The sequence below is a fragment of the Microvirga sp. HS2 genome, from assembly GCF_055792805.1.
This window is the reverse complement of the sequence record NZ_JBVVAJ010000032.1, coordinates 1-25635: the sequence shown is the minus strand read 5'-3', so window position 1 is coordinate 25635 and position 25635 is coordinate 1. Positions and strand designations below refer to the sequence as shown.

Annotated in this window: 23 protein-coding genes; 19 read left to right on the top strand and 4 right to left on the bottom strand. The window is 64.0% G+C overall.

Translation table 11 applies throughout. The annotated features are described in order from the left end of the window. The first annotated feature begins 51 nt into the window (after positions 1 to 51). On the top strand, positions 52 to 1491 hold the full coding sequence (gene lpdA / locus ACS5Q0_RS21680; RefSeq protein ID WP_473128729.1) for a dihydrolipoyl dehydrogenase: 1440 nt from the start codon (positions 52 to 54) through the stop codon (positions 1489 to 1491). A 54-nt stretch (positions 1492 to 1545) separates the two neighbouring features. Next, complete coding sequence (locus tag ACS5Q0_RS21675) at positions 1546 to 2202, top strand: acyltransferase (RefSeq protein WP_473128728.1); 657 nt, start codon at positions 1546 to 1548, stop codon at positions 2200 to 2202. Between the two features lie 24 nt (positions 2203 to 2226). On the opposite strand, the gene ACS5Q0_RS21670 is transcribed toward ACS5Q0_RS21675, so the two are convergent. Then, positions 2227 to 4119: an acyltransferase family protein gene (locus ACS5Q0_RS21670; RefSeq protein ID WP_473128727.1), complete on the bottom strand. Its 1893-nt coding sequence runs from the start codon at positions 4117 to 4119 to the stop codon at positions 2227 to 2229. 263 nt (positions 4120 to 4382) lie between these two features. Between ACS5Q0_RS21670 and ACS5Q0_RS21665 the strand changes: the two genes are divergently transcribed. The 6 genes from ACS5Q0_RS21665 to ACS5Q0_RS21640 all read left to right on the top strand — a co-directional run bounded on the left by ACS5Q0_RS21665 (position 4383) and on the right by ACS5Q0_RS21640 (position 10225). After that, complete coding sequence (locus tag ACS5Q0_RS21665; RefSeq protein WP_473128726.1) at positions 4383 to 5909, top strand: calcium-binding protein; 1527 nt, start codon at positions 4383 to 4385, stop codon at positions 5907 to 5909. Positions 5910 to 5985: 76 nt separating this feature from the next. Then, entirely contained in the window at positions 5986 to 6381 is a 396-nt protein-coding gene (locus ACS5Q0_RS21660) for a (R)-mandelonitrile lyase (protein WP_473128725.1), read from the top strand. Positions 6382 to 6690: 309 nt separating this feature from the next. Further along, positions 6691 to 8028 (top strand): dicarboxylate/amino acid:cation symporter, encoded by a 1338-nt coding sequence (locus ACS5Q0_RS21655; RefSeq protein ID WP_473128724.1) that lies wholly within the window; start codon positions 6691 to 6693, stop codon positions 8026 to 8028. Positions 8029 to 8215: 187 nt separating this feature from the next. Further along, positions 8216 to 9175, top strand: coding sequence for a lipoyl synthase (gene lipA, locus ACS5Q0_RS21650; protein ID WP_473128723.1), 960 nt, complete (start codon positions 8216 to 8218; stop codon positions 9173 to 9175). A gap of 72 nt (positions 9176 to 9247) precedes the next feature. After that, positions 9248 to 9772 (top strand): P-loop NTPase family protein, encoded by a 525-nt coding sequence (locus ACS5Q0_RS21645; RefSeq protein WP_473128722.1) that lies wholly within the window; start codon positions 9248 to 9250, stop codon positions 9770 to 9772. Positions 9773 to 9775: 3 nt separating this feature from the next. After that, positions 9776 to 10225: a type II toxin-antitoxin system RatA family toxin gene (locus tag ACS5Q0_RS21640; protein WP_473128721.1), complete on the top strand. Its 450-nt coding sequence runs from the start codon at positions 9776 to 9778 to the stop codon at positions 10223 to 10225. A 5-nt stretch (positions 10226 to 10230) separates the two neighbouring features. On the opposite strand, the gene ACS5Q0_RS21635 is transcribed toward ACS5Q0_RS21640, so the two are convergent. Both ACS5Q0_RS21635 and ACS5Q0_RS21630 read right to left on the bottom strand, forming a co-directional pair. Beyond that, the gene (locus tag ACS5Q0_RS21635) at positions 10231 to 10722 is read right to left on the bottom strand and encodes a CinA family protein (RefSeq protein ID WP_473128720.1); all 492 of its coding nucleotides are present in this window, start codon (positions 10720 to 10722) and stop codon (positions 10231 to 10233) included. After that, complete coding sequence (locus ACS5Q0_RS21630) at positions 10719 to 11915, bottom strand: bifunctional 2-C-methyl-D-erythritol 4-phosphate cytidylyltransferase/2-C-methyl-D-erythritol 2,4-cyclodiphosphate synthase (protein ID WP_473128719.1); 1197 nt, start codon at positions 11913 to 11915, stop codon at positions 10719 to 10721. The genes ACS5Q0_RS21635 and ACS5Q0_RS21630 overlap by 4 nt, the downstream gene beginning before the upstream one ends. A 168-nt stretch (positions 11916 to 12083) precedes the next feature. On the opposite strand from ACS5Q0_RS21630, the gene dusB reads away from it, so the two are divergent. The 7 genes from dusB (at position 12084) to hflX (ending at position 21276) form a co-directional block, all read left to right on the top strand. Then, positions 12084 to 13100 carry a tRNA dihydrouridine synthase DusB gene (dusB, locus tag ACS5Q0_RS21625; RefSeq protein WP_473128718.1) on the top strand — a complete coding sequence of 339 codons (1017 nt, stop codon included), beginning with the start codon at positions 12084 to 12086 and terminating at the stop codon, positions 13098 to 13100. After that, on the top strand, positions 13097 to 14197 hold the full coding sequence (locus ACS5Q0_RS21620; protein ID WP_473128717.1) for a two-component system sensor histidine kinase NtrB: 1101 nt from the start codon (positions 13097 to 13099) through the stop codon (positions 14195 to 14197). The genes dusB and ACS5Q0_RS21620 overlap by 4 nt, the downstream gene beginning before the upstream one ends. A 10-nt stretch (positions 14198 to 14207) precedes the next feature. Beyond that, positions 14208 to 15671 (top strand): nitrogen regulation protein NR(I), encoded by a 1464-nt coding sequence (gene ntrC / locus ACS5Q0_RS21615; protein ID WP_473128716.1) that lies wholly within the window; start codon positions 14208 to 14210, stop codon positions 15669 to 15671. 98 nt (positions 15672 to 15769) lie between these two features. Continuing rightward, positions 15770 to 18019, top strand: a complete 2250-nt coding sequence (locus ACS5Q0_RS21610; protein WP_473128715.1) for a sensor histidine kinase NtrY-like — start codon at positions 15770 to 15772, stop codon at positions 18017 to 18019. Further along, the gene (ntrX, locus tag ACS5Q0_RS21605; protein ID WP_473128714.1) at positions 18016 to 19386 is read left to right on the top strand and encodes a nitrogen assimilation response regulator NtrX; all 1371 of its coding nucleotides are present in this window, start codon (positions 18016 to 18018) and stop codon (positions 19384 to 19386) included. The genes ACS5Q0_RS21610 and ntrX overlap by 4 nt, the downstream gene beginning before the upstream one ends. Before the next feature lie 236 nt (positions 19387 to 19622). Further along, positions 19623 to 19877: an RNA chaperone Hfq gene (gene hfq / locus ACS5Q0_RS21600; RefSeq protein ID WP_329785631.1), complete on the top strand. Its 255-nt coding sequence runs from the start codon at positions 19623 to 19625 to the stop codon at positions 19875 to 19877. Between the two features lies 1 nt (position 19878). Then, on the top strand, positions 19879 to 21276 hold the full coding sequence (gene hflX, locus ACS5Q0_RS21595; protein WP_473128713.1) for a GTPase HflX: 1398 nt from the start codon (positions 19879 to 19881) through the stop codon (positions 21274 to 21276). 129 nt (positions 21277 to 21405) lie between these two features. Here hflX and mazG read toward each other — a convergent pair whose 3' ends face one another. Further along, entirely contained in the window at positions 21406 to 22239 is an 834-nt protein-coding gene (mazG, locus tag ACS5Q0_RS21590) for a nucleoside triphosphate pyrophosphohydrolase (protein ID WP_473128753.1), read from the bottom strand. Between the two features lie 101 nt (positions 22240 to 22340). Between mazG and ACS5Q0_RS21585 the strand changes: the two genes are divergently transcribed. The 4 genes from ACS5Q0_RS21585 (at position 22341) to ACS5Q0_RS21570 (ending at position 25482) form a co-directional block, all read left to right on the top strand. Beyond that, a complete protein-coding gene (locus ACS5Q0_RS21585) occupies positions 22341 to 22772 on the top strand; it encodes an OsmC family protein (RefSeq protein ID WP_473128752.1) in 432 nt (143 codons plus the stop codon). 329 nt (positions 22773 to 23101) lie between these two features. Next, a complete protein-coding gene (locus tag ACS5Q0_RS21580; RefSeq protein WP_473128712.1) occupies positions 23102 to 23680 on the top strand; it encodes an Hsp20/alpha crystallin family protein in 579 nt (192 codons plus the stop codon). Positions 23681 to 23789: 109 nt separating this feature from the next. Beyond that, the gene (locus ACS5Q0_RS21575; protein WP_473128711.1) at positions 23790 to 24863 is read left to right on the top strand and encodes an NAD(P)-dependent alcohol dehydrogenase; all 1074 of its coding nucleotides are present in this window, start codon (positions 23790 to 23792) and stop codon (positions 24861 to 24863) included. 76 nt (positions 24864 to 24939) lie between these two features. Next, on the top strand, positions 24940 to 25482 hold the full coding sequence (locus ACS5Q0_RS21570) for a pyridoxamine 5'-phosphate oxidase family protein (RefSeq protein ID WP_473128710.1): 543 nt from the start codon (positions 24940 to 24942) through the stop codon (positions 25480 to 25482). Positions 25483 to 25635 lie beyond the last annotated feature (153 nt).

The window sequence follows — 25635 nt, the reverse complement described above, 5'->3', positions numbered from 1 at the left end:
ACGACGAAACGTGGATGCCCGGGTCAGGCCCGGGCATGACGGGGGAATTCCATGGCAAACCAATACGACATCATTGTCATCGGCGGCGGGCCGGGGGGCTACGTGGCCGCGATCCGCGCGGCGCAGCTCGGGTTCAAGACCGCCGTCGTGGAGCGCGAGCACCTGGGCGGCATCTGCCTCAACTGGGGCTGCATCCCGACCAAGGCGCTGCTGCGCTCGGCGGAAATCTACCATTACATGGAGCACGCCAAGGATTACGGCCTCTCCGCGCAGGGCATCGGCTTCGATGCGGCGGCGATCGTGCAGCGTTCGCGCGGCGTCTCTGGCCGCCTCAACGGCGGCGTGGGCATGCTGCTCAAGAAGAACAAGGTCGACGTGATCTGGGGCGAGGCCACGATCTCCAAGCCCGGCGAAGTCGTGGTGAGCGCCACGAAGAAGCCCGCCATGCAGCCGCAGCACCCGACCCCGAAAGGTGTGCTGGAGCCCGGCACCTATTCCGCGAAACACATCATCGTGGCCACCGGCGCCCGCCCGCGCGCTCTGCCCGGCATCGAGCCGGACGGCAAGCTGATCTGGACCTATTTCGAGGCCATGGTACCGCCGTCCATGCCGAAGTCGCTGCTCGTCATGGGCTCGGGCGCCATCGGCATCGAGTTCGCCTCGTTCTACCGCACCATGGGTGCCGAGGTGACGGTGGTCGAGGTGATGCCGCAGATCATGCCCGTCGAGGACGCTGAGATCGCGGCTCTCGCCCGCAAACGCTTCGAGAAGCAGGGCATGAAGATCCTCACCGGCGCGAAGGTCACCAAGGTGGAGAAGGGCGCGAATTCCATCACCGCCACCATCGACGACGGCAAGGGCGGCACGCAGACGATCACGGCCGAGCGAATGATCTCGGCGGTCGGCGTCGTCGGCAATATCGAGAATCTCGGCCTCGAGAAGCTCGGCGTGAAGATCGAGCGCGGCGTCATCGTGACCGACGGCCTCGGCCGCACGAACGTGCCCGGCATCTATGCCATCGGCGACGTGGCGGGCGCACCCATGCTGGCGCACAAGGCCGAGCACGAGGGCGTGACTTGCGTCGAGACCATCAAGGGCCTGCACACGCACGCGATGGACAAGGGCAAGATCCCGGGCTGCACCTATTGCAACCCGCAGGTCGCCTCCGTGGGCCTCACCGAGGCCAAGGCGAAGGAGCAGGGCTACGACATCCGCGTCGGCCGCTTCCCCTTCGTGGGCAACGGCAAGGCCATCGCTCTCGGTGAGCCGGACGGCATGGTGAAGACGATCTTCGACAAGAAGACCGGCCAGTTGCTCGGCGCGCACATGGTGGGCGCGGAAGTGACCGAAATGATCCAGGGCTTCGTGATCGCCATGAATCTCGAAACGACGGAAGAAGAGCTGATCCACGCAGTCTTCCCGCATCCGACGATTTCGGAAACCATGCACGAGGCCGTCATGGACGCCTACGGGCGCGCCATTCACATCTGACGGAGAGGGCGGAGCACCTCTCCGCCTTTCTTCTTCACAGTCTAGAGACAAATCTTGCGGGCAAGGACGATATTTCTAGCGGCGGTCGCGCTCACCCCCTCGGGGCGGTTGCGCGCCCTCCTGCTCAAATGGCTGTTCGGCTATCGGATCGGCCGAGGTTCGCGGATCGGATTCGGCACACTCCTGGATGTCGCGAGCTTCTCTATGGGCGAGAATTCTGTCATCGGGCCTTTCAATCTCTTCAAGGGACCGTTCTCAGTAACAGTCGCGAACGATTGCCGGATAGGCAGCCTCAATCAGTTTCATTGCGGCACATGGCTCCTGGGCAAGAATTATAGCACTTATCAGCGGCAGATCACGCTCAATGAAGGCGTGCTGATCACATCGGGGCATTTCTTCGACGTGTCGGATGCAATCGTGATCGGCCGGGCTTCGTGGATCGCCGGACGAGGCTCCCAGTTCTGGACCCATGGCCTGGGCGCAAAAAAGCGCAGCATCGGCATCGGTGAGCACACCTATATTGGATCTGCCGTGCGTTTCGCGCCGGGAGCTGGTGTCGGCGACCAATGCATCGTCTCGCTGGGTTCGGTGGTCACCAAAGATTTCCGGGGCGAGAACGCTGTTTTGATCGCCGGGGTCGCGGCCAGCGTTCGACGGTCCATCAAGGACGACCTCGAAAGCCGCCGCCTCGGGTTTGGGCGCGACTGGTGACAACGATAGCAAACGGAGAGTGCTTTAATCCTTGAGGCCCATGAGCTGAAGGGTCTCCGAATCCGCTGCAAGGCGCTGTCCGAGGTACTTGGCTCCGTCTTGCGTCAGGTGGCCGCCGTCAAAGGAGATCAGCCGCCCCTCCTTCGTGAAGGGGTGGCACATGGTGCGGTGCTCGCAGAGGAGTTTGGAAACGTCGACGAAGTCCTTTCCGAGCATCTTTGCCATCGAGGCGTTGACCTTCACGTGGGCGGGCCGCATGCTCGCCTGGAGGGCAATGCGCTTCTCCTCCGACAGGAAGATCATGTGGCGCAGATTGACCTCGCCCAGATCCTTCCGTCCAAAAACGAGCACCTTCTTACCAAAGTCCCCTTCGAGGTTCCGTTTGCTGTCTGGCAGCAGTTTCACCTGCCATGCCTTCCAGCTCGAAATCAGCCAGATCGCGTCCGCCTGTTTCATCAATTCGCGCAGTTTGTTATTCCCGTACCAGTTCTGTTTCTTGCAGAACGCACGATCTTTGGGCGAAACGTTAGGCAGAAGATCCGATGACAGGTAGAGATTGCCACAGCTCTCGCTGATGCGATAGGTCGAGAGTTGAAGGCCTCTGTGAAGCCCAGCTTCATACAGGGCATTGAGGAAATCGGCCGAATAGCTGTCGCCGACGATCAGAATTTTACGCCCACCTTGTGGATTGAATTCCCGGAGAATGTGGTCGTTGAACCGTCGCCAGACGTAATTGGCATGCCGATCGGTAGGCGTCGTCAGGGACTGGTCCACGAGGGAATACCGCCCCTCAAATCCTTCCGATGCATGACCGGCCCAGCCGAACAGGCCCAGAAGGATGCTGCCGGCGAGCGAGAAGGCCAGAATCTGCTTTCTGCCCACTCGCGCCTTGTCTCTGAACGGACGCTCCACATAGCGCCAGCTCAGATAGGCCATCACGCCGGCAAGGCTGGCCAACAGCAGGAGTTCGTACAGCTCGATCTCCGGCTTCGCGTATCGTGCCAGCGCGAACATGGGCTGGTGCCACAGATACAGGCTGTAGCTGATCAGACCTATTCCGACCGGCAGTTTCCAGCCCAGGATCCGCCCAACGGACGTCTCAGGAGTTGCGCACAGGATGATCAGTCCCGTGCCGATCGTCGGCAGGAGGGCGTAAACGCCCGGAAAGGGGGTTTTTTCATCGAAGCTGAAGACCGCCCAGGCGATCATGCCCAGACCAATCAGGCTTGCAGCCTCGTTGATATATCTCGTGACTGTGGTCGAGGGGCCCCAGGCGATCTCGCGGTTGAAACCATGCAGCGCGATTAAAGCGCCGATCAGCATTTCCCAGCCGCGCGTCGGGAGCAGATAGAATGCCTTGACGGGATTGCTCATTGAGCCGGTCTGCGCGGCCACAAAACTCGCGAGACAAAGCGAAGCAAGGAAGATTCCGACCCACCGTTTGCCGTTGCGAAGAAGAGCAAGCAGGATCAGCGGAAAAACAAGGTAGTATTGTTCCTCGACTGCCAGGCTCCAGGTATGCAGCAGCGGCTTCAGCTCCGCGGCCGTGTCGAAATATCCACTCTCTCTCCAGAACAGGATGTTGGACGAGAAGAAGGAGACGAAAGCGACGCTTTGCGCGAAATCCTTCATCGGGTCCGGAAGCAGCAACATCCAGGCGACAGGAATTGTCGCGACGATAACGAGAAACAGCGCGGGTAGGATTCGTCTGGCCCGCCGCTCGTAGAACCGCAAGAAGCTGAAACGACCGACGGCCTTTTCGCCGAGGATCAGCGATGTAATGAGATAGCCGCTGATGACGAAGAAGACATCAACCCCGACGAAACCGCCGGCGAAACTCTCGACTCCTGCGTGAAACAAGACAACGGACAAAACAGCGACGGATCGTAAGCCGTCGATCTCACGCCTGTACTGCACCGGTGGTCATCCTGGAAATCCTGCCTCTCAGCGCATTGGGAACAGGGGAATCACTGCCAAGCGTGTCATGGCAGCACTACCGGTTACCCGGAACAAGCAAGCCTATCGTATGATATACTATATGGGGAGGCGTCTCGGGCCGAGGCAGGTTTTCCGATGGACCTCTCGCTCCTTCCGATTGAGATTGCTGCATAGATTCCTGTACGTTATGGCTTCTTGCGGCATACCCATCCCGTGCGTGATACGGCCGACAGGAAAGTTGCATGGCCTACGTTCAGTTCTACAGCAGCCTTCCGTCCGGCTTCCGGCTCAAGGACCTTTTCGTCGCGACGGCGACAGAGATCTCGATAACGGAGGGTCTCGATCCGAACATCGCCACCTTCAGCATTCGTGCGGGCTGGAGCAAGATCCCGGTCACCTATTACGGGGCCAGCCTTTCGCTGACGCAGGGCTCCGTGTCGGCGATCATGTTCGGCAGCGACGACAAGCCCTGGGTCGTTTTCGGGAGCGCGAGCGACCGCGTTCCACATTTTACATACAGCAACGGACTGGCGGCGTTCCAGCGCAGCGGCGCGGCCGCGGCGGCCACCGTCCTGGCAGGCGCCGATTACCTGCGCGGCTCGTCCAAGGGCGAGTACCTGGACGGCTATGCCGGAGACGACACGCTCAATGGCGGCGGTGGCATCGACACGATGGTAGGCGGCACGGGCAATGACACGTACTATGTGGACAACAAGAGCGACCGGGTGATCGAATATTACCGGGCCGGGACCGACACGGTCGTGGCCAGCACCACCTACACGCTCGCCGCCGAATCCTACATCGAGGTGCTCAAGGCAGCGGCAGGCATCAAACCCGTCGCGCTCACTGGAAACAAATACGCCAATCACATCATCGGGAACGACGGCGCCAATACCCTCGCGGGCGGTGGCGGATCGGATACGCTGGAGGGCGGCCGTGGGAACGATACCTATGTGGTCGACACCGCACGCATCGTGATCATCGAGGAGAGGGGAGGCGGCACCGACACCGTCCTGATCAGCGTGAACTGCGTCCTCCCCGACGACAGCTATATCGAGAATCTGAAGGCGACGGGCGGCAGGGCGCTCGAACTCACCGGCAACAGCGTCAACAACACCATCACGGGTAACGACGCCGCCAATATCCTGGATGGGCTGGAAGGCAACGATACCCTCTATGGCGGCAAGGGAAGCGATACTCTTTACGGCGGCGCCGGGAATGACGCTCTTTATGGCGGCGATGGTGTGGATCGCCTTTACGGACAGGCAGGCAACGACAAGCTCTACGCGGGCGCAGGCGACGGATTTCTCTACGGCGGCTCTGGGATCGACGCGCTGTACGGCTCGTGGGGCAACGACCTTCTCAAAGGCGATGCCGGTGACGACAAGCTCTACGGCGATACCGGCAACGATACTCTCCACGGCGGTGCGGGCAACGACACACTGGCCAGCGGTGAGGGATATGACGCTTTCGTTTTCGACGCGCCCCTGGGCCGGGACAACGTCGATACCCTCACCGATTTCAATCCCTGGGCGGATCAGATCCGCCTGGGCCGTTCCGCGTTCAGCGGGATCGGTGGCAAGGGGGCCCTCGGTCAGGATAAGTTCTGGACCGGAACCAAGGCCCATGCCGAAAGCGACAGGATCATCTACAACAAGAGCACCGGAGCGTTGTATTACGATCCGGATGGAACCGGATCGCAGCAGCAGCTCAAGTTCGCCATCATCGGCAAGGTCGACCTGAGCGCGGCCGCGTTCCTCGTCATCTGACGCCTCGCGCCGGCTCTGCCGCCGCTGTTCATGCGTTAGGAAAGATCCGAGCGCCCAAGGCCGAAGGAGAAGAAGCATGGAGATCAAGCGAAGCGGTTCGCAGCCATCCGGGCGAGGGCCTGCGGAATGGTTCACCGGCACCGTGCGGATCGACCCGCTCTTTCCCGCAAACGCTCCAGCACGGGCTGCGGGCAACGCGGTTACGTTCGAGCCCGGCGCCCGGACCGCCTGGCACACGCATCCGCTCGGCCAGGTGCTGATCGTCACGGCCGGCAGCGGCCGGGTTCAGCGCGAGGGCGGCCCGATCGAGGAAATCCACCCGGGCGACGTGGTCTGGTTCGAGCCGGGCGAGAAGCATTGGCACGGCGCGGCGCCGACCACGGCCATGACCCACATCGCCATTCAGGAGGCCCTCGACGGCAAGGCGGTCGACTGGTTGGAGCACGTCACCGACGCGCAATACGGAGCCTGACGGGCTTCTGGCCTCCTGTGATTGCAGTTGCTCTTCGTCATGGCCGGATCAAGTCCGGCCATCCACGTCTTTGAGGCGCCGCGGTTCCGAAGGAGTGGATCCCCGCCTCACGGCCGGGCATGACGAGAGAAACATGACCTCCAGCCTCGCTGCTCGGCTCGGATGCGACCCGAAGCGGCTCTGCTGCGTTAACGGACATGAGGTCGCAATGCCTGCCGCTTTGCCGGGTCCGCTCGCAGCGGATCTCCGGTGACAGCCCGCCTGAGGAGGAGCAGGACCGCGACCGGTCAAGGTCCGGGGTCGAACGCCATGACGACCATTCCCGCCACAGCCGAACGCGCGGCGCTTCCCGCCCGCAGCCGCAAGCCTTGGTACAAGGTGCTCTACATCCAGGTTCTGATTGCCATTTTCCTCGGTATCCTCCTGGGCTGGCTCGCGCCGGACATCGCCAAGAATGACTGGGTGAAGGCGCTCGGCGACGGCTTCATCAAGCTCATCAAGATGATCATCACCCCCATCATCTTCTGCACCGTGGTGTCGGGCATCGCCCATATCCAGGATGCCAGGAAGGTGGGGCGCGTCGGGATCAAGGCCCTGGTCTATTTCGAGGTCATCTCCACCTTCGCGCTCATCATCGGCCTGCTCGTCGGCAATCTCGTGAAACCGGGCGCAGGCTTTTCCGGGACGCCGGACCCGAACGCCGTCGCGACCTACACCAAGCAGGCCGCCGAGCAGAAGCCCGTGGATTTCCTCCTGCACATCATCCCCGACAGCGTGGTTGGCGCCTTCGCGCAGGGCGAGATCCTGCAGGTGCTGCTATTCGCCATTCTCTTCGGGTTCGCACTGCTTGCCCTGGGCGACCGGGCCGACAAGCTGCGCGGCTTCATCGACGACGCGGCGCATGCCATGTTCGGCGTGATCGCCATCGTCATGAAGGCGGCCCCGATCGGCGCGTTCGGCGCCATGGCCTATACGATCGGCCGCTACGGGCCCTCCGCGCTGGGGAACCTGTTCGGGCTGATCGTCACCTTCTACGCCACGGCGGCCCTGTTCGTCTTCGTCGTGCTGGGCATCGTCGCGCGGGTCGTCGGGTTCTCCATCTTCAAGTTCGTCGGATACATCAAGGACGAGCTCCTGATCGTGCTCGGCACCAGTTCGTCCGAGAGCGCGCTGCCGCAGCTCATGGAGAAGCTGGAGCGGCTCGGCTGCTCGAAATCCGTCGTCGGCCTCGTCGTGCCCACGGGGTACTCCTTCAACCTCGACGGCACGAATATCTACATGACGCTCGCGACCTTGTTCATCGCACAGGCGCTCAATATCGATCTCACCCTCGGCCAGCAGCTCACCATCCTGCTGGTGGCTCTGCTGACCTCCAAGGGGGCGAGCGGCGTCACGGGCGCGGGTTTCATCACACTCGCTGCCACGCTCGCCGTGGTGAATCCGGCGCTCGTGCCGGGCATGGCGGTTCTGCTGGGCATCGACAAGTTCATGAGCGAGGTGAGGGCGCTCACCAACATCACCGGCAACGGCGTCGCCGCCGTGGTCGTGTCCTGGTGGGAGGGCGAGCTCGACCGCGAGAAGCTCAGGGCCGGTCTCGACCGCCAGATCGATCCGTCCGACATCGAGACGGCGGTGGCGACGGATTAGGCAGACAGGGACAGAAGGCTCGCCATGCCCTGCACTAATGGCCGGGCTTGCCCCGCCTATGCTGATTTTCCGGGGGAGCCTTGGAATCTGAGCATTTGCGAAGATGCGCCAAAAGTCTTAAATCAAGCCCATAATCCGAAGGGGCAGGGTCCCTTCGCCCCAAGGTTCAAAGCTAGGTTCAGCCCCAATGGCCGTCGTTCTCGACCTTCTGAACAAGGACAACCGTCCCCGTCACCCGGAAAAGGCGCACCGGCCGGACCAGCCCGTTCAGCAGCGCAAGCCCGAATGGATCCGCGTGAAGGCTCCGGGTTCGCCCAAATGGGCCGAGACCAACCGCATCGTGCGCGAGAACAAGCTCGTGACGGTCTGCGAGGAGGCGGGCTGCCCCAATATCGGCGAGTGCTGGGAGAAGAAGCACGCCACCTTCATGATCATGGGCGATACCTGCACCCGAGCCTGCGCCTTCTGCAACGTGAAGACCGGCCTGCCGCAAGCGCTCGACCCGCATGAGCCCGAGAACGTGGCCAAGGCGGTCGAGAAGCTGGGCCTTGAGCACGTGGTCATCACGTCCGTGGACCGCGACGACCTCGCCGACGGCGGCGCGCAGCATTTCGCGGACGTGATTCATGCCATCCGCGCCCGCAGCCCCAAGACGACCATCGAGATCCTGACGCCCGATTTCCTCCGGAAGCCCGGCGCGCTCGAAGTGGTCGTCGCGGCCAAGCCGGACGTGTTCAACCACAATCTGGAAACCGTGCCGTCCAAGTACCTGAAGGTCCGCCCCGGCGCGCGCTATTTCCACTCCATCCGCCTGCTCCAGCAGGTGAAGGAGCTCGATCCCACCATCTTCACCAAGTCCGGCATCATGGTCGGCCTCGGGGAGGAGCGGAACGAGGTCCTGCAGCTCATGGACGACCTGCGCTCGGCGGATGTGGATTTCATGACCATCGGCCAGTACCTCCAGCCGACGAAGAAGCACCACCCGGTCATCCGCTTCGTCACCCCGGACGAATTCAGGGCCTATGAAACCACTGCCTATGCGAAGGGTTTCCTCCTCGTCTCCTCGACCCCGCTGACGCGCTCGTCGCATCATGCGGGCGAGGATTTCGCCAAGCTCAAGGCGGCCCGTCTCGCCAAGCTCGGCTGAGGCACCGGGCCCGCAGGTGGTCTCCACCTCCGGGATCTGATCCGGCGCTTCATAATGGAAACGGATGGGGGCATGCATCGCATTCTCGTCATCGGCAGCCCGGGTGCGGGCAAGAGCACCCTGGCCCGGCGCCTTAGTGAGCGGCTCGACCTGCCGCTGATCCATCTCGACCGGGAATATTTCGGACCCGGTTGGACGATGCCGCCGCGCCCCGAGTGGCGCGAGCGGGTGAGCGCGCTCGCCGCCCGGCCCGCCTGGGTCATGGACGGGAACTACGCCTCGACCTTCGACATCCGTGTGCCGCGCGCGACCGCCGTCGTCTGGCTCGATCTGCCGCGGTGGCGCTGCGCGCTCTCCGTGCTGTGGCGCGTGGCGAGGAGCTACGGCCGTGCCCGGCCCGACCTCGGCCCGGATTGCCCCGAGAAATTCGATCTGTCCTTCATGCGCTGGATTTGGTCCTATCCCACGACAATGCGCCCCAAGACCGCCCGGATGCTCGATCGCCTGCGGCCTGACCAGCAGGCTTTCGTTCTGCGCTCGCGATCCGATATTCCCGCCCTTGAGGCCCGTTTCACTCTCGCCAAGGAGGCCGCCTGAGCCATGCCGACCTTCCGCATGACTCGAATCGTCAAGCACAAGCCGGCCCAGATGTTCGCCCTCGTCGCGGACGTGGAGCGGTATCCGGAGTTCCTGCCGCTGTGCGAGGATTTGCGCATCATCCGCCGCGTGCAGAGCGGCGAGGGCGTCGAGACGCTCGTCGCCACCATGAGCGTGGGCTACAAGGCGATCCAGGAGAGCTTCACCACTCGCGTGACCCTGGACGAACCGCGGCTGCGCATCGGGGTCGAGTACATCGACGGCCCGTTCAAGTATCTTGAGAACCGGTGGACCTTCCGCGACGCGCCGGGTGGCTGCGAGGTGGAATTCTATATCAATTACGAGTTCAAGAGCTTCGCTCTCGGGCTGCTCATGGGCAGCGTGTTCGACAAGGCCTTCCGCAAGTTCACGGACGCCTTCGAGCAGCGGGCGGACACGGTTTTCGCCGGCTGACCGGCTTAAAGCGTGAGGGCGCGCTCCAGGAGACCGAGCGCATCCTCGACCGCGCTCCGGCGCACCGCCTCGCGCCCCAGGTCGCCGTAGCGCCGCTCCAGATGAACGGTGGCGAACGTCTTTCCGGCCAAGCCGAAATGCACCAGGCCCACGGGCTTCGTCGCGGTCCCGCCGCCCGGCCCGGCAATCCCGGTGATGCCGACCGCGACGTCGGCGCGGGAATGAGCCAGGGCTCCCTCGGCCATGGAGCGGGCCACGGGCTCGCTGACCGCGCCATGGGCCGCAATGAGATCAGCCGGAACGCCGATGAGTTCGGTCTTCGCCTCGTTCGAGTAGGTCACGAAGCCGCGTTCCACCACCGCCGAGGAGCCCGCGATCTCGGTCAGCAGGGCCGCCACGAGACCGCCCGTGCAGGATTCCGCCGTCGCGACTTTCAGGCCTCTCTCTTCGTAGGCCTTGAGAAGGGCCGCCGCCCGCTGCTTCAGCTCAGGGGTCATGACGAGACCTCCGGAAGGCGGATGGTGGCTGCGGCCTGAGCCGCGATCCCTTCGCCCCGACCGGTGAAGCCGAGCTTCTCCGTCGTGGTGGCTTTCAGGGAGACCTGGTCGAGCCGCAGGCCCACGATCTCGGCGATCCGCTGGCGCATCGCCTCGCGATAGGGGCCAAGACGCGGCTTCTCGCAGAGAAGCGTCGCATCCAGATGGTCGATCAGGCCCCCGCGACCCCGCACCAAGGCCGCCGCATGGGCCAGGAACTGATCGGAGGCCGCCCCACGCCATTGCGGGTCGCTCGGCGGGAAATGGGTGCCGATATCGCCCTCCGCGATGGCTCCGAGAAGAGCGTCGGTGAGGGCATGGAGCACGACGTCCCCATCCGAATGGGCAATCACGCCCCTGTCGTGGGGAACCTTGATCCCGCCGAGCCAGACATGATCGCCGTCACTGAAGGCATGGACGTCGAAGCCGGTGCCAAGCCGGGTGACATAACTCATCGCAAATCCTCGCAAGCGCCTCTCGGCCTCAGGAAAGTCGGAGGCATGGGTCAGTTTGGTGTTGAGGGGATCCCCCTCGAACACATGAACCGTGAGGCCGGCCCACTCGGCCAGAGCCCCGTCGTCGGTGAAAGATCCGATCCCGGCCGCGGCAGCCCTCCGGTGGGCGGCGAGCAGCGGCCCGAAAGCGAAGGCCTGGGGCGTCTGCACGGCTCTGAGCGCGGCGCGATCCGGGGTCGAAACGACTTCGTTCGACGGGCCGACCACCTTGACCGTATCCGTGACGGCGATGCCCGGCACGGCCGCATCCCACCGTTCCGCCGCCTCCAGGGCGCGCCCGATAAGAGCCTCGCTCGCAAAGGGGCGGGCGGCATCATGAATGAGGACCGTCAAAGGACCCGATGGAGCGAGAGCTTCGAGCCCTTTTCGGACGGAATCTTGACGTGTTTCTCCGCCATAGGCCACCGGCGACAGGCGGCCGGCGCTCTCGTCGGCAAGGGCCGCGACGGCCTCGCGGTAGGGGTCGATGTCATCCGGGTGAATGACGACGAGCGTCATGTCGATCTTCGGATGGCGCAGGAACGCATCCAGTGTCAGGGCCAGCACAGGCTTTCCGGCCAGAGGCCGGTACTGCTTCGGAACTCCCTCGCCGGCTCGCGATCCGCGTCCTGCAGCGACGATAAGGGCGGCGACTGGCATCGATGTGGGTTCTCCACGGCATGCGCTCCGCGAGAATGGGAGCATCGAATGGGTCACAAAAGTGGAAGCCACTTTCCGGTCCGATGCTCTAAGCGTGAGTTGGGAAGAAGGCAAATCTCTCCCTCAGGGGCTTGCGCTCCACACGGTATTGGCTAGTAAATAGGCACAATGGAAGCTGATCAAAAAATAGGCGAAGACTTGCGGGTGGGATCGATCGCGATCGACGTTCCCGCGATCCTTGCGCCTTTGTCCGGCGTGACGGATGTGGTGTTCCGGCGCATCGCAAAGCGCCTGGGGGCAGGGCTTGTCGTGTCCGAGATGGTCGCGTCGGACGAGCTCGTCCGGGGCTCGGAAGAGGCGCAGCTCCGGGCCGAGGGCGCCGGGATCGAGCCCCACGTGGTCCAATTGGCCGGATGCGATCCCCGCTGGATGGCGGAAGGCGCACAGGTGGCCGAGGCGGCGGGGGCTCGGATCATCGATATCAACATGGGTTGCCCGGCGAAGCGCGTGATCGGCGGCTATGCGGGTTCCGCCCTGATGCGCGACCTGGACCATGCCTGCCGCTTGATCGAGGCGACGGTCCGGGCCGTATCCGTCCCGGTGACGGTGAAGATGCGGCTCGGCTGGGACCACGACACCCTGAACGCCGCGGAACTCGCCCGGCGAGCGGAGGCTCTCGGGGTGAAGGCCGTGACGGTCCATGGCCGGACGCGGCAGCAGTTCTACAAGGGGCAGGCCGATTGGGCCGCCATCGCGCCCGTCCTGGAGTCCGTGAGCCTTCCCGTGATCGCCAACGGGGATATCGGCACGCTGGACGATGCCCGCACGTGTCTCGCCGTCTCACGGGCCCATGCGGTCATGATCGGGCGCTCGGCCGTCGGGCGTCCATGGATCGTCGGGCGGATCGGAGCCGCTTTGCGGGGCAGGGCGTGGACGGAGCCGAGTCCGGACGAGAAGACCGGCCTCGCCCTGGAGCATTACGACGGGTTGCTGTCCCTTTACGGAGCCAAAGTGGGCATCCGTCACGCGCGCAAACATCTCGCGGCCTATGCCGAAGCGGCGATGGAGGCCGGTTTCCACGTTCCGCAGAATGTCCGGACCGGCCTCGTCACGTCGGACGATCCGGCCGTGGTGATGTCGCTGTTGCGCTCCCTCTACGCTCGCGAAGATCGGGAGGCGGCATGACGGCGGCGATGAACGACCTCATCATGAACGCGCTGCCGTTGCCGGTGCTGACCGTCGGCCAGGAACACGGCATCGTCCACGCGAATGCGGCGGCCGAGGCATTCTTCGAGGTGAGCCTGCGCATGTTGCAGCGGCAGAAGCTCACCGATTTCCTGCCGTTCGGCTCTCCGGTTCTGAGTCTCGTAGAGGATGTCCGGCAGCGGGGTTCGAGCGTCAGCGAGCATCGCGTTGACATCGGCAGCCCGCGCCTCGGGCCGGAGCGGATCGTGGATGTGTTCGCAACGCCGCTGGGCGACGACAGCAACCATGTGGTCGTGATGCTCCAGGAGCGCACGATCGCCGACAAGATGAACCGGCAGCTCACCCATCGCGGGGCCGCCAGATCGATCACGGCGCTCGGCGCTCTGCTCGCGCATGAGATCAAGAACCCGCTTTCGGGGATTCGCGGGGCGGCGCAGCTTCTCGAGCAATCGGCGGACGAAAACGACCGGCTCCTCACGCGTCTGATCTGCGACGAGACGGACAGGATCGTGAAGCTCGTCGAACGCATGGAGCTCTTCGGCGAGGAACGGCCGGTCGAACGCGGCCCCGTGAACATTCACGGCGTCCTCGACCATGTGAAGCGCCTCGCCCAATCCGGCTTCGCGCGTCACATCCGCTTCGTCGAGAATTACGATCCCTCCCTGCCGCCGGTGTTGGGCAACAGGGATCAACTCGTCCAGGTCATCCTGAACCTCGTGAAGAATGCCGCGGAAGCAGTGGGAATCGACGCGATGGACGGGGAAATCATCCTGTCGACCGCCTTTCGGACCGGCGTCAGGCTGCAGGTGCCGGGATCGCAGGAACGCGTCAGCCTGCCGATCGAGCTGAGCGTCAGCGACAACGGCCCGGGAATTCCTCCTGAGCTGATGGGCGATCTCTTCGATCCCTTCGTCACCACCAAGGTGCAGGGCAGCGGCCTCGGGCTTGCGCTCGTGGCGAAGATCGTCGGTGATCATGGCGGCATCATCGAGTGCGAGCCCGCGCCCCGGCGCACGACCTTCCGAATTCTCCTTCCCATGCACCGCGCGACCTCTGGCGGCGATATCGATATGTGAGGCTCGAGACATGCCAAGCGGACAAATTCTTCTTGCCGACGACGATGCCGCGATCAGGACCGTGCTGAACCAGGCCCTGTCCAGGGCCGGATACGAGGTCCGCTCCACCAGCAATGCCGCAACGCTCTGGCGCTGGGTGGCTCAGGGGGAAGGCGACATCATCATCACGGACGTGATGATGCCGGATGAGAACGCCTTCGACCTGCTTCCGCGGATCAAGAAGCTGCGGCCGGACCTTCCCATCATCGTCATGAGCGCGCAGAACACCTTCATGACGGCGATCAAGGCTTCCGAGCGCGGCGCGTACGAGTATCTGCCGAAGCCGTTCGATCTCAAGGAACTGGTCGCGGTGGTGGGGCGTGCCCTGTCGCGCCCCCGGACCCCTGTCCCGCACGCCAATCCCGTCGAGAACGAGGATATTCCCCTGGTCGGGCGCTCCCACGCCATGCAGGAGATCTACCGCGCACTGGCCCGCCTGATGCCAACCGACCTGACCGTGATGATCACGGGCGAGTCCGGAACCGGCAAGGAACTCGTCGCGAAGGCCCTGCACGATTACGGCAAGCGCCGTCAGGGTCCGTTCGTCGCCGTGAACATGGCGGCGATTCCGCGCGAGCTCATCGAATCCGAGCTCTTCGGCCACGAGAAGGGGGCCTTCACGGGGGCCACCGCGCGCAACACCGGTCGCTTCGAGCAGGCGGAGGGTGGAACCCTTTTCCTGGACGAGATCGGGGACATGCCCATGGAGGCGCAGACGCGGCTCCTGCGCGTCCTCCAGCAAGGGGAATACACCACGGTCGGCGGGCGGGTGCCGATCAAGACGAATGTCCGCATCGTCGCGGCGACGAACAAGGACCTGCGGGTGCTCATCCAGCAGGGATTATTCCGGGAGGATCTTTATTTCCGCCTCAACGTCGTCCCCTTGCGCCTGCCGCCCCTGCGCGAGAGGGTGGAGGATATCCCGGACCTGGCCCGGCACTTCTTCTCGCTCGTGGAGAAGGAGGGGCTCTCACGCAAGCAGCTCGACGCGGAGGCGATGGATCGCCTCAAGCGCTACCGGTGGCCCGGAAACGTCCGCGAGCTGGAAAACCTCGTGCGTCGCCTGGCCGCGCTCTATCCGCAGGACACGATCACCGGCGCGATCGTCGACGCGGAGCTCGATTCCCAGCCTCTGCCGATGCCGCAGCCGGCCGGCAGGCCTGCCGCGCAGGCGCAATCGGGGACGGAGGGGCTCTCGGAGGCGGTGGAGCGTCACCTGGCGGAGTATTTCTCCGGTTTCCGCGATAGCCTGCCGCCCCCGGGCCTCTATCACCGCATCCTGCGGGAAATCGAAGGGCCCCTCATCGGCGCTGCCCTTGCGGCAACCCGGGGGAACCAGATCCGCGCCGCCGAACTCCTGGGCGTGAACCGCAACACCTTGCGCAAGAAGGTGCGCGATCTGGAACTGATGGTGGTGCGGAGCAATCGCTCTTGAGCGGGTCTCTGTAATAATTTGACCACAGTGTTGTGTTGGTGCATCACCCTTCAACGGGTGCCGCATCGAAGGTGCCCGGTTTCGCGGGGCATCACGTCTTGACCGATCAGAGCATTCAAGAACCGCGCCATGTGGCGGAACCGGCCCAGGGCAGCCTTGGCTGGCTGGGCTACGGTGCCGTGCTCGCGGCCCTGGGATCTGCCCTGACGACGTTCCTGGTACTGTCCGGCGCAACCCCGATCCTGCCGACGAACAACGTGGTCGTCGGGATGTTCCTCATCAACGGGCTGCTCATCGCGCTGCTGCTGGGCGTCGTCGCCTGGCAAGCCAAGAGGCTCGTGCGCGATCACCGGGCAGGGGCCGCGGCGGCGGGCCTGCACGTCAGGATCGTCGGTTTGTTCAGCCTGGTGGCCGTTCTGCCAGCGATCCTCGTGGCCGGCGTCGCAACGGTCACCCTGGAGCGCGGTCTCGATCCCTGGTTCACGGGCAAGATCCGGGAGCTCATGTACAACACGGTCGAAATCGCGCGGGCGTACCGGGAAACGCAGTGCCGGATGCTGGCTCGCGAGACCAACCTGATGGCGGTCGATCTCAATCGCGCGAAGGTCATGTACGACGCAGACCGGAGGCTCTTTCGCGAATACATGACCTATCGCTCGGTGGCGCTCGGCTTCCCGTTGGCCATGATCCTGGAGCCGGACGGCACCGTCGTGGAAAAGATCGAGTCGAAAAAGCTCGAAGGCATTCCCGAGCCGAAGGCGGCGGATCTGAGAGACGCCAGCGGCCAGGAGCCGTGGTGCCTGTTCCCGCGCACCGGGAACATCGTCGTGTCGGTTCTCAGGCTCGAGGCGCATGGCGGGCGCATTCTCTACATCGCCCGCGAGGTCGACCAGAGAGCCATCGAATTCCCGCCGATCGCCGAGGCCGGCGTGGCGTATTACGAGGCCTTCGACCAGAAGAAGGCGGGCATTCAGTTCGCCTTCGCCTCCATGTTCACCCTCATTGCCCTGACAGTGCTTCTCTCGGCGATCTGGTTCGGGCTGAATTTCGCCAACCGGCTCGTTGCGCCGATCCGTCGCCTGATCCATGCGACGGACCAGGTGGCGACCGGAAACTTCTACGTGCAGGTTCCGGTCAAGCGCAGCGAAGGCGACCTGGGACACCTGGGCGAGACCTTCAACAAGATGACTTCCGAGCTGCGTCGGCAGCACGACGGCCTCACGGCGGCGAGCGAGCTCATCGACAGCCGGCGGCGTTTTACGGAAGCGGTTTTGGCGGGCGTATCCGCCGGGGTGATCGGCATCAACTCGCGCGGGGCGATCACGATCGTCAATCCTTCCACCGAGGCTCTGCTGCAGACACCGCGCGAGAGCCTGATCGGCCGTCAGATTACGGACGTCCTGCCGGAGGTCGCTCAGCTCGTCCTGGAAATGAGCCAAGGACGCCAGCGCCTGATGCAGGACCAGATCCAGATTTCGCGCAAAGGAAAAGAACGGACCATCAACGTGCGCGTCACGAGCGAGCAGGCCCGGAACGACAAGCGCGAGCTCGTCATCACGCTCGACGACATCACGGATCTCGTTGTGGCGCAGCGCACCTCCGCCTGGGCGGACGTGGCGCGGCGCATCGCGCACGAAATCAAGAATCCGCTGACGCCAATCCAGCTCTCGGCCGAGCGGATCCGCCGGAAATACGGCAAGGTCATCACCACCGACCGGGAGGTCTTCGACCAGTGCACGGACACCATCGTGCGGCAGGTCGACGACATCAAGCGCATGGTGGACGAGTTCTCGTCCTTCGCCCGCATGCCGAAACCGAAGATCGGGCGGGAGGATCTCGCCGAAACGATCCGACAGGTGGTGTTCATGATGCGGATCGCGCATCCCGAGATCGCCTTCGTCGACCAGATTCCCGAGGGACAGGTGATCGCACCCTTCGACCGGCGGCTGATCTCTCAGGCGGTCACGAACATCGTCAAGAACGCCACCGAAGCGATCGAAGCCGTTCCCGAAGAGGAGCGCGGCGAGCCGCAGATCGCGGTGACGCTGGACGATACTCACCCTGATTTTCTGATTCTGGCCGTGACCGACACCGGCAAAGGATTTCCGGTGGAGGGCCGACAGCGATTGCTTGAGCCCTATATGACGACCCGCGAAGGCGGCACCGGATTGGGCCTGCCGATCGTGGCGAAGATTCTGGAAGATCATGGGGGTGGCATGGACCTTGTCGACAATCCCGCGGGGCGGGGTGGACAGGTTCGCATGTGGATCCCGAAGTCGAAGCAAGTTGCCGATGAAGAGGTGGCTGCCGCCTCCGAGCGCAACGAAACTCGCAGAGCAAGTCTATGAGCGCTGATATCCTCGTCGTCGACGACGAAATCGACATTCGCGAATTGGTGGCCGGCATTCTCGAGGACGAGGGCCACCGGACACGCACGGCCGGAACGTCGGACGAGGCGCTCGCCGCCATCGAGGCGCGCCGCCCGCACCTCGTGTTCCTCGACATCTGGCTGCAGGGAAGCCGCCTCGACGGCCTGCAGGTTCTGGACATCGTCAAGGCGCAGCATCCGGATCTGCCCGTGGTGATGATTTCCGGACACGGCAACATCGAAACTGCGGTTTCGGCTATCAAGGCCGGAGCCTACGATTTCATCGAAAAGCCCTTCAAGGCGGATCGTCTCGTACTCGTCGCAGAGCGGGCTCTCGAAGCATCCCGCCTGAAGCGTGAGGTGCGGGACCTGCGCTCCCGCTCCATCCAGGCCAACCGCATCGCGGGTAGATCCATCGTCATCAACCAGCTGCGGCAGGCTGTCGAGCGGGCTGCCCCCACTAACGCGCGCATCCTGATCACGGGAGCGCCGGGATCGGGCAAGGAGCTGACGGCGCGGACGATTCACGGCATGTCCACGCGCGCCAACGGCCCGTTCGTGGTCCTGACGGCGGCGAACATCACGCCTGAGACCATGGAGACCGAACTTTTCGGCAACGAGGGTGCGGAAGGCGGCGGCCGCCGGGTCGGCGCCCTCGAGGAGGCTCACGGCGGCACGCTCTATATCGACGAGATCGCCGACATGCCGCGGGAAACGCAAAATCGGATCCTGCGCGTGCTCGTGGACCAGAATTTCCAGCGCGTGGGCGGCACGACGCGCGTGCATGTGGATGTCCGCATCATCTCCTCATCGAGCCGCGATCTGCCTGCGGAGATCGCCGCCGGGAGTTTCCGTGAGGACCTGTTCCACAGGCTGGGCGTGATCCCGATCCGCGTACCGTCCCTGGCCGAGCGGCGCGAGGACGTGCCGGAGCTGATCGAGTTCTTCATGGATCAGATCTCCACCACCACGGGCCTGCCCAGGCGCCGGATCGCGGAGGACGCCATGGCTGTCCTTCAATCCCACGACTGGCCCGGCAACGTCCGCCAACTGCGCAACAACGTCGAACGCTTGATGATCCTGAGCTCCGGCGATCCGGACGCCGAGGTGACGGCGGACATGCTGCCGTCCGAGATCGGAACGCTTGTGCCGACCACGCCGGGCGGGGCAGGGGGCGAGAAGCTCATGAGCCTTCCCTTGCGCGAGGCGCGCGAAATCTTCGAGCGGGAATACCTGCTGGCGCAGATCGCCCGCTTCAGCGGAAACATTTCTCGCACGGCGGAATTCATTGGCATGGAGCGTTCCGCTCTTCACCGGAAGCTGAAATCGTTGGGAATCGGCAGCTAGAGCGATCCTTAGTGCTTCGGTAAGGAGCGGCGCTGCAGGAGCCAATCGGTCTCCTGCCGCTCTCATCCACGGGAAAATATGCTCCGGAGGGGGTAGATTAATAAAGACCCTCTTGCCGAACGGTCAACTTCGCCCTGTAATAGTCAGGCCGGTCAACGACCGCACGATAGCGGACAACCATATACAGGCGGCCCAATAGCCAAGACCGGCGGCGATGGGTTGGCGAGGCAACTTCAATGGCGGGCGATCGCGCGCAGAATCTGCAGGACACGTTTCTCAACTACGTCCGGAAGCAAAAGATTCCTCTGACGATATTCCTTGTGAACGGCGTGAAGCTTCAAGGAGTCGTCACATGGTTCGACAATTTCTGCGTTCTTCTGCGCAGGGACGGCCACTCCCAACTGGTTTACAAACACGCCATTTCCACCATCATGCCTGGACAGCCTGTCCAATTGTTCGATCAGGTCGACGAGGCTGGCGAAAAGGCTTGAGGTGACTGAACCGCGCACTCCGGGGGAACACCGTCTGGCAGAGCTGGCCGAGCCTGAAAAGGAGGTGGCGGCCGGCACCCGAACGCTCGTCGTCGGGCCGTATCTGACAAGAAGGCGTCGCTCGCTTTCGGCCGATGGAGATGCCGAGGAGACCAACCCTCGGCCCCCTGAAGCGCGCTTGGACGAGGCGTCGGGCCTTGCTTTGGCCATCGACCTTCCCGTCGTCCAGTCGCTGATCGCACCGCTCTCTTCTCCCCGGCCCGCGACCTATATCGGAAGCGGCAAGGTGGACGAGCTGGCGGCCCTGATCCGGGCCGAGGACATCGGCCTCGTGGTCATGGATTGCGCCCTCAGCCCCGTGCAGCAGCGAAATCTGGAAAAGGCCTGGGGTGCGAAGGTCATCGACAGAACGGGCCTGATCCTCGAGATCTTCGGCCGCCGGGCCCGTACGAAAGAGGGAACCCTTCAGGTCGAGCTGGCGCATCTGTCCTATCAGAAGGGCCGGCTGGTCCGGTCCTGGACCCACCTGGAGCGGCAGCGCGGCGGCTTCGGCTTTCTCGGTGGGCCGGGCGAAACCCAGATCGAAGCGGACCGGCGGCTCATCCAGGAGCGGATGAACCGGATCGAGCGCGACCTCGAAGGCGTGGTCAAGACGCGCTCGCTGCACAGGACGAGCCGGAGGAGGGTGCCTTACCCCATCGTGGCCCTCGTGGGCTACACCAATGCCGGCAAATCGACCCTGTTCAATCGCATGACGCAGGCCGAGGTTCTGGCCGAGAACATGCTGTTCGCGACCCTCGATCCAACGACCCGCGCGATCGATCTTCCTCACGGCGAGAAGGCGATCCTGTCCGACACGGTCGGTTTCATCTCGGATCTGCCGACGATGCTCGTCGCAGCCTTCCGGGCAACCCTCGAAGACGTGGTCGAAGCCGACGTCCTCCTGCACGTGCGGGACGTCTCCCATGGGGAGACAGAGGCTCAGGCGGGCGACGTCGCCGTCGTCCTGCGGGAACTCGGGATCGATCCGGACGACACCCGGAGGATCATCGAAGTCTGGAACAAGGCGGATCTTCTTTCGGCTGAGGATCGCGAGCGCCTCGCAACGGCGTCCCATCGCACGGGGATCGAACGGCGGCCCATCCTGATTTCGGCGCTCACCGGAGAAGGCGTGCCCGAGCTTCTGGAGACGATCGAACAGCACCTCGCCATGGGTCGGCATACCTATGAGGTCGACGTGGCTCCCGAGGACGGGCAGGGGCTTGCCTGGCTCCATGAGAACACCGAGATCCTCAAGCGCGACACACGGGAGAACGGCCATACCCTCCTCCAGGTGCGTCTCGTTCCCGGCAAGGAGCCCCGGTTCCTGAACCGCTTTCCCAATGCCCGGGTGATCTAAGGCATCGGACGTGAGGACCATTTCACGTCCTATGTTTTAGAGCCGCCTCCCGATGGGTGGAAACGGCTCTTCCCCTGGCCTTGCCGAATTGTTGGGCCGGAGAACCAAATCCATTTCGCCGAAATGGATCTATTCGCCGCGCTCGGACCGCTTCGCCTGCACCCAGAGATCTTCCATCTCTTCGAGAGAGGCTTCGTTCAACTGGCGCCCCTGCCGTTTCAGTGCATCCTCCACGGCTCCGAAGCGGCGCTCGAACTTGGCATTCGTCCGCCTCAGGGCCGTTTCCGGATCGATACTGAAATGGCGGGCGAGATTGGTCACGGAGAACAGAAGATCGCCGATCTCATCCTCGATGCGGTCTCTCTTGCCGCTTGAGGAGGCTTCCTTAACCTCCTCCAGCTCCTCGTGAATCTTGTCGATCACTTGGCCCGCGTCGGGCCAGTCGAACCCGACCTTGGCCGCCTTCGCCGTCAACTTCTGGGCGCGGGTCAAGGCGGGCAGGGCCGTTGGAATGCCCCCTAGGAAGCCCGCGTCGTGGGGCTCGGGCCGGAGCCCCATCGCCTCCCGCGCGAGGCGTCGCTCGCTCTTTTCCTCGCGCTTGATCTCGTCCCAGAGCGCCTTGACCTGCTCCGGCGCCAGATCCTTCGCTTCGCCGAACACATGGGGATGGCGGCGGATCAGCTTGCGGGTGATGGCCTCGACCACGTCGGGAAAGGCGAAAGCGCCCTGCTCCTCCGCCATCCTCGCATGAAACACGACCTGAAGCAGCAGATCGCCCAGCTCGTCCCGGAGATCCGCCAGATCTCCCCGCTCAATGGCGTCCACGACCTCGTAGGCTTCCTCGAGCGTGTAGGGCGCGATGGAGGCGAAGTCCTGCTCGAGATCCCAGGGGCAGCCTGTCCTGGGCGTGCGCAGGGCCGCCATGATTTCCAGGAGCCGTGCGATGTCTGGAGAGGGCGTCATGTCCGGGAGGTCCTTGTTGTCGTTGCGCTTCATAGCCCGATTCCAGTAGGGAATCAGGACAAAAGATGATCAAAGGCCTTTCGAACTGGGAGACGGAAGCGATGAAGGCACGGGTCAAGCTGGTCGACGGAATGATGTTCGTCGGTGAATCGGGCAGCGGGCACGCGGTCGTGATGGACGGGGCGCCCGAATATGGAGGCCGCAATCTCGGCATCCGGCCTATGGAGATGCTGCTGATCGGGCTGGGCGGATGCACGGCCTTCGACGTGGTGCAGATTCTTCGCAAGGGGCGGGAGGATGTGACCGATTGCGAGGTCGAGATCACCGGCGAGCGGGCCGAGACCGATCCTAAGGTCTTCACGGCGATCCATATCGATTACCGGGTCAAGGGCCGCAATCTGGCTCCCGCCAAGGTCGAGCGGGCCATTCAGCTCTCCAAGGAGAAGTACTGCTCAGCCTCGATCATGCTCGGCGCGGTCGCCAAGATCACTCACGACTGGTCGGTCATCGACGAGACCACCACGCAAGCGTGAGCTGCGCGCGTCCACGGGCTTCGGAGCGGAGAAGGGGCGGGCCCGTCTCTCCCGAAGGGTTGCGGGTGATCGTCGCACGTAGACCTAATCTCCATTCCGCGCGGTTCGGCGCAGGATTATGATTCATTCCGAAGACCCAGCGCTTTCGCTCGCTGGCGCATCACGCGGAAAAAGCTGACCCGGTTCTCCGTTCGCGACGATGCGCTCTTCACGCGAGTGGAGCACCGTGCGGAAGCGCCGGGTTCGCGATCAGCCGGTCCGCGTTGCATTGCCCTTCCGGGCGGGACGATATCCCGGCGGATCTCCGGCTGAAGATGGAGGAACGCACAATGGCCCGCAATCCGATGACCCCGTTCCGTCCTGGCGGCGGAATGCTCCCAGCCGATCCCTTTCTGTCGCTGCATCGCGAGATGAATCGCCTCTTCGACGACGTCTTCCGCGGCACCGGCCTTCCCGCCCCGACCGGTGGGCAGGGCGATGTCGGCAACTTCGTCAATGCCACAATGAACGTGTCGGAAACCGACAAGGAAATCCGTGTCACCGCCGAACTGCCGGGCGTCAACGAACAGGATATCGACGTGAGCCTCGACGACGACGTGCTCACCATCCGGGGCGAGAAAAAGTTCGAGCGCAAGGACGACAAGGAAAATTTCCACTTCATCGAGCGCTCCTACGGCACGTTTCAGCGCTCGTTGCGTCTGCCCTATCCAGTCAAGCCGGAGCAGGTGCAAGCAAGCTTCGAGAATGGCGTCCTCACCGTCACGGTCCCGAAGACCGAGCGGCAGGAGCGCTCCCGGCGAATCCAGGTTCAAGGACGGGGTGCGGCCGGTCAGGTCGCAGCCGGCGGAGGGACGGAAAAAAGGCCAACGGCCGGAGCGGATCAGTCTCAGGACACAAAATCGGGCTGAGGGCGGTGCCCAGAAGGTTCCGGCGCTCCATTTCTGGATAGGGCGCACGGAGCCGGTGTGTCGGCACGCCCCAGAATAGGCGGAACGGACGGCATGGGGAGATTGTGTCATGCCCAAGATGAAGGTCGCCATGTTCGTCGAGCCCGGACGCATCGTTCTCGACGAGAAGCCGATTCCCGATGTGGGGCCGCTCGACGCCCTTGTCCGGATCACCACCACGACGATCTGCGGCACTGACGTGCACATTCTCAAGGGTGAGTACCCGGTCGCCCGGGGCCTCACCATCGGCCACGAGCCGGTCGGCGTGATCGAGAAGCTGGGATCGGCCGTGCAGGGCTACCGCGAGGGTCAGCGCGTCATCGCCGGCGCGATCACCCCGAGCGGACACAGCGAGGCCTGCCTGTGCGGCTGCCATTCGCAGGACGGGGCGGGCACGAAGCACGGCTGGAAGCCGATGGGCGGCTGGAAGTTCGGCAACACCATCGACGGATGTCAGGCCGAGTACGTGCGGGTTCCCGATGCCATGGCGAACCTGGCCCCCGTGCCGGACGGGCTGACCGACGAGCAGGTGCTCATGTGCCCGGACATCCTGTCCACCGGCTTCTCGGGCGCCGAGAGCGGCCGTATCCGCATCGGCGATGTGGTGGCCGTGTTCGCTCAAGGCCCGATCGGGCTGTGCGCCACCGCGGGCGCCCGGCTGATGGGGGCGACGACGATCTTCGCCGTCGAAAGCGTGCCCGCGCGCATGGAGGTGGCGCGCCGGATGGGCGCCGATCACGTGATCGACTTCACGAAGGCCGATCCCGTCGAGGAGATCAGGCGTCTCACCGATGGGCGAGGGGTCGATGTCTCGATCGAGGCTCTCGGGCGCCAGGAGACCTTCGAAGCCGCTTTGCGCGTGCTCCGTCCCGGCGGAACGCTGTCGTCTCTGGGCGTCTATTCCAGCGATCTCAGAATCCCGCTCGACGGGTTCCTCGCAGGGCTGGGCGACCACACCATCCGCACGACGCTATGCCCGGGTGGGAAGGAGCGCATGCGGCGTCTCATCGGAGCGGTTGCCTCGGGGCGGGTCGATACGCGCCCGCTCGTGACGCACCGGTTCAAGCTAGACCAGATCGAGGAGGCATATGACCTGTTCGCCCACCAGCGGGACGGGGTTCTGAAAGTGGCGATCACGCCATAGGGCGCATCGCGCAATATGCCGTCCGGCTCATTCAGACACATGCAAACGCCTGCGACAGACGGAATGGAGGCGGCGGATGGACGAGGATATGAGGCAGAAGATCCTGACGCTGTTGGATCAGCATCGGATCATGACGGTCGCCACTCTCAGGCCCGACGGGTGGCCGCAGGCGACGACCGTCGGATACGCCAACGAGGGCCTCGCTCTCTACTTCCTGTGTGGCCCGAACAGCCAGAAGGCGACAAACCTGGCGCAGGATGACCGGGTGTCCCTGACGATCGACCACGATACGCCGGACATCATGGCGATCACCGGCCTGTCCATGGCAGGACATGCGCAGGCGGTGACCGACGTGGCCGAGATGCGCAAGGTGATGCAGATGCTTGTGCGCAAGTATCCGGAGCAGGCGGCGCTCCCGGGACCGATGCCGGGTCCGGAGGAGGTGCGCATCTTCCGCGTGACGCCCACCGTCATCTCCGTTCTCGACTATTCCAAGGGCTTCGGGCACAGCGAACTGGTCACCGCCCTGGGAGATTCCCCAGATATTGTCCAGGAGGCGGATGAGGAGTCCTTCCCGGCGAGCGATCCACCCGCGTGGACGCGGACGACGATCCGATAAGGCGCCTTGGTTTAGGAGAGGGGCGTCACCGGTGCCGCGAGGTCCACCAGGCCCTGGATCAGCATGACCGTGCCGAGGACACCCACGAGGCCGGCCGAGGCCAGGGGCAGGCGCCGGAGCAGGCGGTCCGACAGGCTGATCCGCTTCGAGGCA

Excerpts from the sequence above, each read along its gene's own strand:
- ACS5Q0_RS21635 (WP_473128720.1), bottom strand. The coding sequence starts at position 10,722 with ATGACCCCTGAGCTGAAGCAGCGGGCGGCGGCCCTTCTCAAGGCCTAC.
- ACS5Q0_RS21665 (WP_473128726.1), top strand. The coding sequence starts at position 4,383 with ATGGCCTACGTTCAGTTCTACAGCAGCCTTCCGTCCGGCTTCCGGCTC.
- lipA (WP_473128723.1), top strand. The coding sequence starts at position 8,216 with ATGGCCGTCGTTCTCGACCTTCTGAACAAGGACAACCGTCCCCGTCAC.
- ACS5Q0_RS21585 (WP_473128752.1), top strand. The coding sequence starts at position 22,341 with ATGAAGGCACGGGTCAAGCTGGTCGACGGAATGATGTTCGTCGGTGAA.
- mazG (WP_473128753.1), bottom strand. The coding sequence starts at position 22,239 with ATGACGCCCTCTCCAGACATCGCACGGCTCCTGGAAATCATGGCGGCC.
- dusB (WP_473128718.1), top strand. The coding sequence starts at position 12,084 with ATGGAAGCTGATCAAAAAATAGGCGAAGACTTGCGGGTGGGATCGATC.
- ACS5Q0_RS21660 (WP_473128725.1), top strand. The coding sequence starts at position 5,986 with ATGGAGATCAAGCGAAGCGGTTCGCAGCCATCCGGGCGAGGGCCTGCG.
- ACS5Q0_RS21655 (WP_473128724.1), top strand. The coding sequence starts at position 6,691 with ATGACGACCATTCCCGCCACAGCCGAACGCGCGGCGCTTCCCGCCCGC.
- ACS5Q0_RS21575 (WP_473128711.1), top strand. The coding sequence starts at position 23,790 with ATGCCCAAGATGAAGGTCGCCATGTTCGTCGAGCCCGGACGCATCGTT.
- ACS5Q0_RS21620 (WP_473128717.1), top strand. The coding sequence starts at position 13,097 with ATGACGGCGGCGATGAACGACCTCATCATGAACGCGCTGCCGTTGCCG.
- ACS5Q0_RS21640 (WP_473128721.1), top strand. The coding sequence starts at position 9,776 with ATGCCGACCTTCCGCATGACTCGAATCGTCAAGCACAAGCCGGCCCAG.
- ACS5Q0_RS21630 (WP_473128719.1), bottom strand. The coding sequence starts at position 11,915 with ATGCCAGTCGCCGCCCTTATCGTCGCTGCAGGACGCGGATCGCGAGCC.
- hfq (WP_329785631.1), top strand. The coding sequence starts at position 19,623 with ATGGCGGGCGATCGCGCGCAGAATCTGCAGGACACGTTTCTCAACTAC.
- ACS5Q0_RS21570 (WP_473128710.1), top strand. The coding sequence starts at position 24,940 with ATGGACGAGGATATGAGGCAGAAGATCCTGACGCTGTTGGATCAGCAT.
- ntrX (WP_473128714.1), top strand. The coding sequence starts at position 18,016 with ATGAGCGCTGATATCCTCGTCGTCGACGACGAAATCGACATTCGCGAA.
- lpdA (WP_473128729.1), top strand. The coding sequence starts at position 52 with ATGGCAAACCAATACGACATCATTGTCATCGGCGGCGGGCCGGGGGGC.
- ACS5Q0_RS21580 (WP_473128712.1), top strand. The coding sequence starts at position 23,102 with ATGGCCCGCAATCCGATGACCCCGTTCCGTCCTGGCGGCGGAATGCTC.
- ACS5Q0_RS21645 (WP_473128722.1), top strand. The coding sequence starts at position 9,248 with ATGCATCGCATTCTCGTCATCGGCAGCCCGGGTGCGGGCAAGAGCACC.
- ntrC (WP_473128716.1), top strand. The coding sequence starts at position 14,208 with ATGCCAAGCGGACAAATTCTTCTTGCCGACGACGATGCCGCGATCAGG.